Source organism: Thiomicrorhabdus cannonii (assembly GCF_013391695.1).
Lineage (GTDB): Bacteria > Pseudomonadota > Gammaproteobacteria > Thiomicrospirales > Thiomicrospiraceae > Thiomicrorhabdus > Thiomicrorhabdus cannonii.
Window position 1 is genome coordinate 21644 of record NZ_JACBGH010000016.1, and the last position, 10416, is coordinate 32059.

7 protein-coding genes are annotated in these 10416 nt (G+C 51.1%); 5 read left to right on the top strand and 2 right to left on the bottom strand.

The features are described 5' to 3' along the window. Window positions 1–17 precede the first annotated feature (17 nt). On the top strand, window positions 18–641 hold the full coding sequence (locus HZ297_RS11560) for a CatB-related O-acetyltransferase (protein WP_178863893.1): 624 nt from the start codon (window positions 18–20) through the stop codon (window positions 639–641). 226 nt (window positions 642–867) lie between these two features. Beyond that, window positions 868–3702 (top strand): FAD-binding and (Fe-S)-binding domain-containing protein, encoded by a 2835-nt coding sequence (locus tag HZ297_RS11565; RefSeq protein ID WP_178863894.1) that lies wholly within the window; start codon window positions 868–870, stop codon window positions 3700–3702. Between the two features lie 28 nt (window positions 3703–3730). Here HZ297_RS11565 and HZ297_RS11570 read toward each other — a convergent pair whose 3' ends face one another. After that, entirely contained in the window at window positions 3731–4141 is a 411-nt protein-coding gene (locus HZ297_RS11570; protein WP_178863895.1) for a hypothetical protein, read from the bottom strand. 113 nt (window positions 4142–4254) lie between these two features. Between HZ297_RS11570 and HZ297_RS11575 the strand changes: the two genes are divergently transcribed. Genes HZ297_RS11575 through HZ297_RS11585 form a run of 3 tightly spaced genes read left to right on the top strand, consistent with a single transcriptional unit; the run spans window position 4255 to window position 10172 of the window. Beyond that, a complete protein-coding gene (locus tag HZ297_RS11575) occupies window positions 4255–4848 on the top strand; it encodes a Maf family protein (RefSeq protein WP_178863896.1) in 594 nt (197 codons plus the stop codon). Between the two features lie 25 nt (window positions 4849–4873). Next, window positions 4874–6343 (top strand): ribonuclease G, encoded by a 1470-nt coding sequence (gene rng, locus HZ297_RS11580; protein ID WP_178863897.1) that lies wholly within the window; start codon window positions 4874–4876, stop codon window positions 6341–6343. A 31-nt stretch (window positions 6344–6374) separates the two neighbouring features. After that, window positions 6375–10172 (top strand): YhdP family phospholipid transporter, encoded by a 3798-nt coding sequence (locus tag HZ297_RS11585; RefSeq protein ID WP_178863898.1) that lies wholly within the window; start codon window positions 6375–6377, stop codon window positions 10170–10172. Here the strand turns inward: HZ297_RS11585 and HZ297_RS11985 are convergent. Next, the coding region (locus HZ297_RS11985; RefSeq protein WP_218644628.1) for a hypothetical protein at window positions 10120–10416 on the bottom strand (297 nt) is incomplete at its 5' end. The two genes, HZ297_RS11585 and HZ297_RS11985, sit on opposite strands and share 53 nt — an antisense overlap.

A 10416-nucleotide genomic window follows, 5' to 3' on the forward strand; every position in this document is an offset into this window, starting at 1 on the left:
GTTTGGGCGTTTTTTTGATGCAAATAATAAAAAAGATTTTTTGTAAGACAGATCATAGTTTAGAACGAGATCGCAAGAAAACTAGGGACCGCCACATACGATTCAAAGGAGGGAAGCCGACGGAGGTTAAGATTGGCGATCACTCATACATTAATGGGTTAACCATATACAGTTGGGGAAACCATTCAAAGGTCGTAATTGGTAAATATTGTTCGATTGCCGATGAGGTAACGATAATAGCCGGTGGAGAACATCGTAAAGAAAGGGTATCAACCTTTCCATTTGCAGATAGGTGGTGTTTGAACTCGCTGTCGCAATCTGAGACGCTAGCAAAGGGTGATGTTTTAATTGGACATGATGTTTGGATTGGGCATGGAGCGACCCTGTTATCAGGTATTACAATTGGTCACGGTGCCATTATTGGAGCAAAAGCAGTGGTTGCCAAAGATGTAGCGCCGTATGCGATTGTTGTTGGTAATCCGGCTAAGGTCATCAATTTCCGTTTTTCTGAGGAAATCATTGCTGCCATGTTAGAGATTAATTGGTGGGATTGGTCAGAGGAAAACATCGAAGCATCGCAGTCTTTTTTCGAGAATCCTCAATATTTCATAAAGGCATTTTGGCAAGGTAGATTTAATTAAGATTTCAGATATGGAATTTTCATATCTTATTTTGTTGTCTATTCAGCTTTTATGATGGCTTGGGGGAATTTGACCAGTCCAATCCATGATTATGTTTTGTATTTTATACTGAGTTCAAGAAGGCACTATCCAATATTCAAGCATTTTATGCTGCAATTTTTAACTCTGTACTTTTTGCTTCGTCTAGGGTATGGATCACTTTGATATCTCTTTTGACGAGGCCGCTATGAATGACGCTTCCATATACGAAATCCAGGCACAGTTCCTAGTTTTTCCTAAAAGTTCCTTTGAATTAGTCGCTGCTGTTAAACGTGCCATTCGCGATAAAAACGTCCTTACCCTCCGCGCCGGCGGCACATCATTAGGTGGGCAGGCGATTGGTCCGGGGGTGGTGATTGATGTTTCCAAGCATTTGACCCGTATTCTGGATTACCGGCCTGACGAGTTTGAGATTGATGTTGAGCCGGGGGTGATTCAGGATGACCTGAACGATTTCGTCAAGGCGGACGGTTTGCGGTTTGCGCCGGATACCTCCACTTCCAACCGTGCGATGATCGGCGGGATGATCGGCAATAACTCCTGCGGTTCTTACTCGGTTTATTACGGCACCACGCGCGAGCATGTCAAATCGGTGGAGGTCATTCTTGCCGATGGCACGGAAACCATCTTTGGCCCGCTGACACCGGCGATGCTTGAAGAAAAGCTGGCGCAGCAGGATTTTGAGGGCAATATCTACCGTACCGTTTTCCATCTGCTGGAGCGTCACGGCAAAACCATTCTGGAGCATTTTCCGCATCCTTCCATCAAACGCCGCAACACCGCCTATGCATTGGACGAGTTGTATCGTCATCACCAGCCGTTCAATCCCCGCGGCAAACCGTTCAACTTGGCCCCTTTGATTTGCGGTAGCGAAGGCACGCTGGCGGTGGTCAAGCAGGCCACGCTGCATCTGGTGAAAACGCCCAAATTCCAGCAGCTGATCTGCGCACACTTCGATTCGATTGAGGCGGCGATGAAAATCGTGCCGCGCTTGTTGGAATCGCAACCGGCAGCGATTGAGTTGATCGACAAAGTCACCTTGGACGGCACTCAAGCCAACCTGCAACAACAGCAGAACCGCTTTTGGATTGAAGGCGATCCGCAGGCGGTCTTGGTCATTGAGTTTTTTGAGGAAGACGAAACGCGCTTGCAGCAGCGATTGGAAACTCAACAGGCCGGGTTGCTGGCGCTGGGGGCTTATGCCGCGCCGATTATTGCGCGCAACGATTCCGCCAAGGTGTGGGAGGTGCGCAAAGCCGGTTTGGGTATGTTGATGGGCAAGGTCACCCGCAAAAAAGCGGTGGCGGTGATTGAGGATGCCGCGGTGCCCGTGCATAGCATGTTCGATTATTTCTGCGATATTCAAGCGCTGATGGCCGAATTGGACGTGGGCTGCGTCTATTACGGCCATGCGTCGGTCGGGCTGATTCATATCCGTCCGGAGTTGGATTTGGCGACTGAGGAGGGCAAGCGGCTGATGCAGACGATTGCCGAGCGCAATTCCAAACTGGTCAAAAAGTATCGTGGCGCCTTGTCCGGCGAGCATGGCGACGGCCGTATCCGTGCGCCATTTTTGCAAGAGCAGGTTGGCGAGCAGGTCTATGCCTGGTTGAAAGAGGTCAAGTTCGCGTTCGATCCGCACAATCTGTTGAATCCGGGTGTGATTATCGGCGATATGCCGATTACCCAGGGCCTGCGAGCCGACCGCCAGCCCAAACAGATTTTACCCACGGCGTTTGACTGGTCGGCGGATTTGTCGCTGATGGATGCGGTGGAAAAATGCAACGGCGCGGCGGCGTGCCGCAAGTCGGCGGGGCGTGGGGTGATGTGCCCGTCGTATCAGGCGACACGCGAAGAGAACTATTCCACCCGTGGGCGCAGTAACTTGTTGCGTTATGCCTTGACCGAACCCGATCCGCGCAAGGCGCTGAACGATGCCGAATTGCAGGATGCGTTGGAGATGTGTCTGGGGTGCAAAGGCTGTAAAAGCGAATGCCCGGCCAATGTCGATATGGCGCGTCTTAAAGCCGAGGTATTGCACCAGACCCGTAAAGCGGTGGATGTGGGTGCGTGGGCATTAAAACATTACGGCCGTTTGCTGCGATTGGGGCAGCGCGTTCCTGGACTCTTTAACGCGCTGCAGTCATTGGCCCCGATCAAATGGGTGATGGGGGTTGATAAACGCCGCACGCTGCCGCAAGCGCACGCCATGAATTTGCAGACTTGGTGGCAGCAGCAAACGGTGGATGCTTCTGCACCCAAAGTATGGGTATTGATGGATCTGTTCAGTCAGTTCCAGGAGCCTCAGGTGGGACAGGCGGTATTGCGAACCTTGTTGAAGTTGGGATTGCAGCCGCAACCGGTTTGGATGGGGAATTCGCCGCGCGCCCTAATCAGCAAAGGCTTGTTGCCTGAAGCCCAAGCGGGGTTGTTGGATGTGATGCAGCAGTTCGAAGAGTGGCAAGAGGGCGACAGGATTGTCGGTATTGAGCCTTCCGAATTGTTGGTATGGCGTGATGAGGCCAAAGATTTGCTGAAAAAACAGCTTGAAAAAACTCAACAGGCCGGGTCTGACTGGCCGGCTTGGATGACGCAGGTGCAGAGTTTTGAAGAGTTGATGTTGTCGTTACAAAGCCAGAAGGCTTTGCCTGCTTTGAATGTGTTTGCCAAAACCGCGTCCAAAACCGCGCCCAAAACAGTGTGGCTGCATGTGCATTGTCATCAAAAAGCGCTGGCCAAACCCGCCGATTCGACGGCGGCGCTGCGGTTGATCGAGGGGCTGGAGGTGCGCATGATCCATTCGGGCTGCTGCGGCATGTCGGGCGAATTCGGCTACAAACATTATGATGTGTCGGTCAAAATCGCCAACCAAAGTCTGTTGCCGACTTTGCAAAACGCCCAGCCGGACGACTGGATTGTGGCGACGGGGACGAGTTGCCGTCATCAGATTGCCGATTTGGGTCAGCGCGAAGCCTGGCATATTGCGCAGGTGTTTGATGCGGTGCTATCCAAGGGTGGTTGAATTCAGCTACCCGGCCTGTTGAGTTTTTTTAAACGTTTTTTTCAAAAAAATCCTTTAGTGCGGCTTTTAGCGCCAAAGGTTTGTCTTGATTGGCTTTGAGCGGTTCGTGGCACCATACCGCGTCCGGCCAGACTTCATCGCCTTCTTCTCTGAAAATCAAATGAATATGCTGGTTGGGGTTTTTATTGCCGATTTTGGCGATATTAAAATGCTGGCCCAGTCCGTTCGCCTGTATAAAATCGATCAAGCGGTAAATTTCACCATAGAGGTTTTGCACGTAACTCAGGTTTTGCTGCAGCGGCTGTTTGGGAATAATCAAAAACCAGGTCAGTTCGGTTCTTTCGGCCATCAGCGAGTAAAGCGGATGGTCAAACAGATAAACCGCGTCGAAGGTCTGTTCTAGCACGGCGGGGCTGTGGTCAGGCAGAATAAAGTCCATAAAAATTCCAAAATCCATAAGGATGAACATAACGTGAAAATGTCACGCAAACCGCGCATGTGGCCTTTTTACAGGGTAGAATGGGCGATACGTGAAAATGATAGCAGAAATTTATGAAAACACAGCCAAGTGACGAAAAATTACTCTATTTAGCCTCCACCTCGCCGCGGCGTGCCGAGCTGATGCAGCAACTGGGCTTGCACTTCGAGATCGTCAATGCCCCGGTGGAAGAGGTGGCCTTGCCGAATGAAACGCCGTTTTCGTATGTGCGTCGCATTGCCATCGAGAAGGCGTTGGACGGCTTTAATAAGGTGGCCGGCAAGCAGATTTGGGTGGTCGGTGGCGATACGGCGGTGGTATTGGATAACAAAGTGTTTGGCAAACCGCGCAACGAGGCCGATGCGGTGCGTATGTTGCGCCTGCTGTCGGGGAAATCGCATACGGTGCTGTCGGCGGTGGCGGTGGTGTATGACGGCGAGGTGTTTTCGGCGGTCAACCAAACCGAAGTCTGTTTTCGGGCGTTGGATGAAAGCGAGATTCAAGCTTATTGGGCCTCTGGCGAACCGGATGGCAAGGCGGGAAGCTATGCCATTCAGGGACTGGGTGCGCGCTTTATCGAAAAGATAAACGGCAGCTATTCGGGGGTGATGGGATTGCCGCTGTTTGAGTTGGATCAGTTGTTGAGCCAAGCCGGTTATTATCGCTAAACATAAAGACACAAAGCGAAGCAAAATGCATAACGAAGAAAAAATTTTAGTCAACGTCACACCCAATGAAACGCGCGTCGCCTGGGTGGAAAACGGCGTGTTGCAGGAAGTGTGGGTGGAACGTACCAACAAGCGTGGTCTGGTTGGCAATATCTATATCGGCAAGGTCGATCGGGTGTTGCCTGGCATGCAAGCGGCGTTTGTAAATATTGGTCTGGAACGTGCGGCGTTTTTGCATGTGTCGGATGTATGCCAGAAAGCCATCGGTCACGAGGACGAGGAGTGCGAGGATATTGTCAAACTGCTGCGTCCGGGGCAGAAGATTATGGTGCAGGTGGTCAAAGACCCGCTTGGCACCAAGGGCGCGCGTATTACCATGCAGGTGACGATTCCATCCCGCATGGCGGTGTATATGCCGAATGAGCGTACCTTGGGTGTGTCGCAAAAGATCGAGCAGCCGGAAGAGCGCGAACGCCTGCGTGAAATGATGAAGCAGATTCCGGAATACAAGAATACCGAAGGCGGTTTTATTGTGCGCACGGTCGCTGAAGGCGTGGATTTTCACGAGTTACGTGCCGATATGATCTTTTTGCAACGCTTGTGGAACGACGTGCAAGAAAAAGCCCGCAATGCGCGCAAGCCGTGTGTGATTTATGAGGATTTGCCGCTCTATCTGCGCATTCTGCGGGACATTCCGATCGAGCGCATTGAGAAGATCCGTGTCGATTCCACGGAAACCTACCAGAAGATGAAACAGTTTGTGGACACCTATGTGATGGAGCTGGCCGACCGGGTTGGACTCTATACCGGGGAGCGACCGATTTTTGACCTCTACAATATCGAGCAGGAGCTTCAGGGGGCGTTGGAGAAGCGTGTTAATCTGAAATCCGGCGGCTATCTGATTATTGACCAGACCGAGGCGATGACGACGATTGACGTGAATACCGGCGCGTTTGTCGGTCACAAAAACCTCGAGGAGACGATCTACCGCACCAATCTGGAAGCGACGCAGGCCATTGCACGCCAGCTGCGCTTGCGAAATCTGGGCGGAATTATCATTCTGGACTTCATCGATATGGAGGCTGAAGAGCATAAAGCCCATGTATTGTCGGCATTGGAAAAAGAGTTGTCCAAAGATCGCGTGAAGACCTCCATCAGCAATATCTCCAATTTGGGGTTGGTGGAGATGACACGCAAGCGCACGCGCGAAAGTCTGGAACGCACTCTGTGCGAGCCTTGTCCAATGTGCAACGGTCGCGGTACGGTCAAGACGGCGGAAACGGTGGCATTTGAAATTTTCAGGGAAATAACCCGCATGGCGCGTTCGTTTAACGCGCAGCAGTACCGTGTGATCGCCGCCGAGAGTGTGGTGGCGCGTATTATGGATGAGGAGTCCAGCAGTGTGGCGGAGCTGGAAGCCTTTTTGAACAAAAGCATCCGCTTTCAGGCGGAAAGCACCTATGCCGCCGAGCAATTTGATGTGGTGATGATGTAATGGTTTGCATCTAAGCCGTTAGGATCGGACTATGGTTCGTAGAACACACCATCTGCTGTTATGGATTTTCGCGCTGTTTGTCGGCTATTTGCTGCTGGTGCGCGGCGTCATCACCTGGGCGCAATTTGCCCCCAATCAGGTGGACAGTGTGGTTGAGTTTCTGACCGACAGTCACATTCAGTTTCAGAAACTGGAGATTGACCAGAACTGGCTTGGCGTGACGCTCAACGTTGAGGGGCTGCTGGTTGAGCATCCCACGGTGGAGTTTGAAGTGGGGCAGCTGGCGGTGGATCTCAACTTGTTTTCGCCGTTGATTCCGAGTGCGCGCTGGGGCGAGTTTCTGGAGCTCAAGCAGTTTATTTTATGGCAGTTAAACGTTCCTGCGTCAGAGGGTGCCGAAACTGTTGGTGAACAGCCGGCGGCTTTAAACTCCGAGGCCTTGGAGGCCTGGATCGGTCGATTCAATCTCAACCGCTTGTGGACGCGGGTGGATATTGCCGACTTCTCGGTGGCCAGTTTTCAGGACGGGGTTCCCTGGTCGGTCGATATCGCCAGTTTTCAGGCGTTCAAAGGCAGCAGCTGGAGTTTGGCGACCGATATCGATATTTCTTATGGTGACGCGCTGCACCATGAGCAGTTTATGCTTAAGGGGTCATTTTCCCCGAACGTATGGGGGCGCGCCGAGCAAGGGCAGCTGGCTGTCACCTCGTTTCAACCCCTGAATGTGCAGCGTTTGGCCAATCTTTTGCCGCAGAAGTGGCATGAGGTGTTGCCGAGCGGTGAGCTGATGGTCGATTTGCGGGCGCATTTGTCGCAGGCGCGGTTGGCGGATATGCAGCTGGAACTTTATGCGCAGGCGTTGCACTGGCCTGATCATAATCCGGTGTTGCCGAAAACCCTGGGCATCAATCTGGTGTGGCAGAATCAGGAACAGGTGCGCGATCTCAGTCGCATCAATTGGCGTTTTTCCGCCAGTCAAATCCAGATGGACAGCCGCTATATTCAAACGGTCGCGCCGATTGAATTGTCCTTATCTCAAAATCGCAAATTGCACTTCGCCACCGAAAAATTCGATATCGAACCCTTCAAGCCGATGTTGCATGCCATTCTCAAGAATGAAAAAGTGGCCGAGCTTTTTCAGGCCTCGGTTGCGCTGTCATTGCAGAACATAGAGGGTGACCTGGACGTTCAGACGCTGTTTCTGGATAACCTGTCATTGGAGATCGCCAAGTTGGCTGTGCCGGTGACGCATTTGCCCGGCCTGGCCATGGAACAGGTCTATCTCGACAAACGCGGTTCCGAGTTTCAGGTGATTATTGACAAGCCTTTCTGGGTGATGGAACCCAAGTTGCACTCTATCCCGATGCGTTTTCAACTGCAAAACCGCTTGAGCGGGGAATTTGACCAGCAGAATCGTTTTTGGAGGCTGGATGAAGTGCTTTTGGATTGGGACAAAATGCCGGTTGTCGTTGAGGCGCAAGGCGACTTTGCCGGCGGCCTGAAGGCCAATCTGAAAATCGAGCCTGAAACGGTTGCCAAGGTGAAGTCGTATTTGCCCTACGCTTTAATGTCGCCCAAGTTGCAGGATTGGCTCAAAACCGCCTTGGTGTCAGGCAAATCGGTAAAAGGCGAGTTGACGTTTGATGGGAATTTGAACGATTTTCCGTTCATTGACAAAAGTCAAAGCCGGCTTTCAGCGGTTGCCACTGTCAAGAACATGCAGTTGAAGTTTCAGCCGGACTGGCCGGCGCTGCCTGATTTTGATGCGCGTATTGAGTTCACTCCCTATCAGCTCACGATAATTCCGGAGCGTTTCAATCTTGCAAAGGGGCTGCAGGCTGACAAAGTGGCCGTTCATATTGATGATCTGCACAGCAAAAATATTGCGGTGCGTTTTGCCGGGCAGGTGCAGGGGGAGGCGAATGATGCCGTAGCCTATCTGCAGCAAACCCCTTTGCTGGACAAAATGGGCATTGCCGAGCTTCTGCAGGATAAGCAGCGTTTTGATTTGCAGGGGCCGGTCAAGGTCAGTTTGGATGAGGTGTGGATTCCCGTTTACGGTTTTGATCAAAAGCCGGAAACGCTCAAAGGAAGTGTGGCTTTAAATAATGTGCAGTTGCGATTATATGAGGCATTGCATTTTGATGCGTTGAATGGAACGGTGGCGTTTAGCGAAGTCAGCGTTGAAAGCAAAGAGGTCAAGGGACAGTTTGAGGGCGGGCCTTTCGCGATGAAGATTGCAACCGCCAAAACGGATGGAAAAATTCTCCTGGATCTTCAGGGGCGCGCAAATGCGGACTATGAGAACTGGGTAACAGGTACGGTTCCGTGGCAGTCTCAAGTACGGATTCCGTTGGGCAAAAAAAACTCAACAGGCCGGGTCTCCGTGGAGTTGGATGTGGATGGTTCGCAGGCGCAGTGGCATCTGCCGGCGCCGTTTAATCAAGAGGCGATGGCAACCCGATCACACCATGAATTCAATTTCGACGGTGCCTCTATGGAGTTGTCAGGGCATGTGGCCAAGTTGGGGGTGTACAAGTTCAAATTGCTGGAAGAAGCGGGCAAACCCTATAAATTGGTGGGTACGGCTAAGCTGGGCGGCAATGACACCAGGGCGGTCATAACGGATGAAAATAGGCTGATCATTCAGGGTAACGTACCTTTTTGGGATGTGGATGGCTGGATAAACTGGCAGGGAATCGGTTTTAGAGAGGGGCAGGCCAAGCTGTGGCAGCCGATTAACTGGGGAGGATCGACCCTGAATATTGCCGGAATAAAGGTGTTGTCACATGACTATCCGGCGGCAAGGGTACATTGGCAGAGCACCAATCAACAGACGGTTTCGGTCAGTGCGAATGCTGACTATCTGCAAGCTATCGCCGAGATAAACGGGGAGGAACGGATTGATGTGCAATTGAATCGCCTGCGTTTGCGCTTGCCCGATGTGCCAGCTGAAGAGGCCGATGAGGGGCGCAGTAGCGCATGTGACGTACAAGAATCGTCGCCGAGCATGCGTTGGCCGAGTATTCATTTCAATGGACAGAATATGAGTGTTGGCCAAATAGTGCTGTCGAAATTGGCCTTTCAGACGGCGGAAAAAAGGGAGACTTTTTTGCTTCAAAATATTGATGCGGAATTGGGAGGCAATGCCGGTAAGGTCACGGGTACCTATTTTTTCCATAGAAACATTGCACAAAGCAGTACAGAAATGCATCTCAAATCTAAAGATGTCGGCAGCTTAACGCAGTTGCTCGGACTGAAAAAAGGCTTTGAGGGCAAAGGCGGTACAGTAAAAGCCAATCTGACGTGGCAAGGCGGCGTGTCCTGCTTCCAGACGACAAGCGTTATCGGCAAAACCGTCTTTAATATAGAAGATGGAGTGATCGAAAGTATTGAGCCCGGATTTGCCCGCATGTTGGGACTCCTTAATGTGACCTCACTGGCGAGACGCCTTTCATTGAATATTAAAGACGTGACCACAAAAGGGCTGGTTTACGATTCAATAAATGGCACAGCCTATTTGAAAGATGGGTTGTTGCATTTGGACTCATTTAAGCTGAAAGCGCCATCGGTTTCGGTAGGATTAACGGGTAACGTCAATTTAGAAGAGAAGCAGTTTGCACTGAAGGCGGATGTAACCCCTGCATTAGGCAGCTCGTTGACGGCTTTGAGTGCAATAACCGGGATTGCATCACCGTTTACCGCCTTGGCGGTATACGCGCTGATGAAAGTCATTCCCGATATTAATGAAGATTTGATCAGTTATTACTATGATGTCACCGGGCCTTGGGATGCTCCAGTTGTAAAAGAAAGGCGTAATAAAAATTAAGTGGTAAAGTCAGTCGAAAACTTTTATTAATTTTTTTGGAAAAACTGTTGACACTAATTCTGAGTTTGGACATAATACGCACCTCTTCACGACGAGACGCTGACTGAGAAGTTGAGTGGCGAGTTGCGGGGGTGATGAGCAGCGGATTTGATGAGTTTTGAATTGAGAAGTTGCTGAAAATAATTTGAAAAAATTGTTGACAGCCTGGTTCGAAACTGATTATAATAAGCGGCTTACCGAGAAC

What these genes read in the sequence shown, in the direction of transcription:
- HZ297_RS11560 (WP_178863893.1), top strand. Translation starts at nt 18, where the DNA reads ATGCAAATAATAAAAAAGATTTTTTGTAAGACAGATCATAGTTTAGAA.
- HZ297_RS11585 (WP_178863898.1), top strand. Translation starts at nt 6,375, where the DNA reads ATGGTTCGTAGAACACACCATCTGCTGTTATGGATTTTCGCGCTGTTT.
- HZ297_RS11565 (WP_178863894.1), top strand. Translation starts at nt 868, where the DNA reads ATGAATGACGCTTCCATATACGAAATCCAGGCACAGTTCCTAGTTTTT.
- HZ297_RS11570 (WP_178863895.1), bottom strand. Translation starts at nt 4,141, where the DNA reads ATGGACTTTATTCTGCCTGACCACAGCCCCGCCGTGCTAGAACAGACC.
- rng (WP_178863897.1), top strand. Translation starts at nt 4,874, where the DNA reads ATGCATAACGAAGAAAAAATTTTAGTCAACGTCACACCCAATGAAACG.
- HZ297_RS11575 (WP_178863896.1), top strand. Translation starts at nt 4,255, where the DNA reads ATGAAAACACAGCCAAGTGACGAAAAATTACTCTATTTAGCCTCCACC.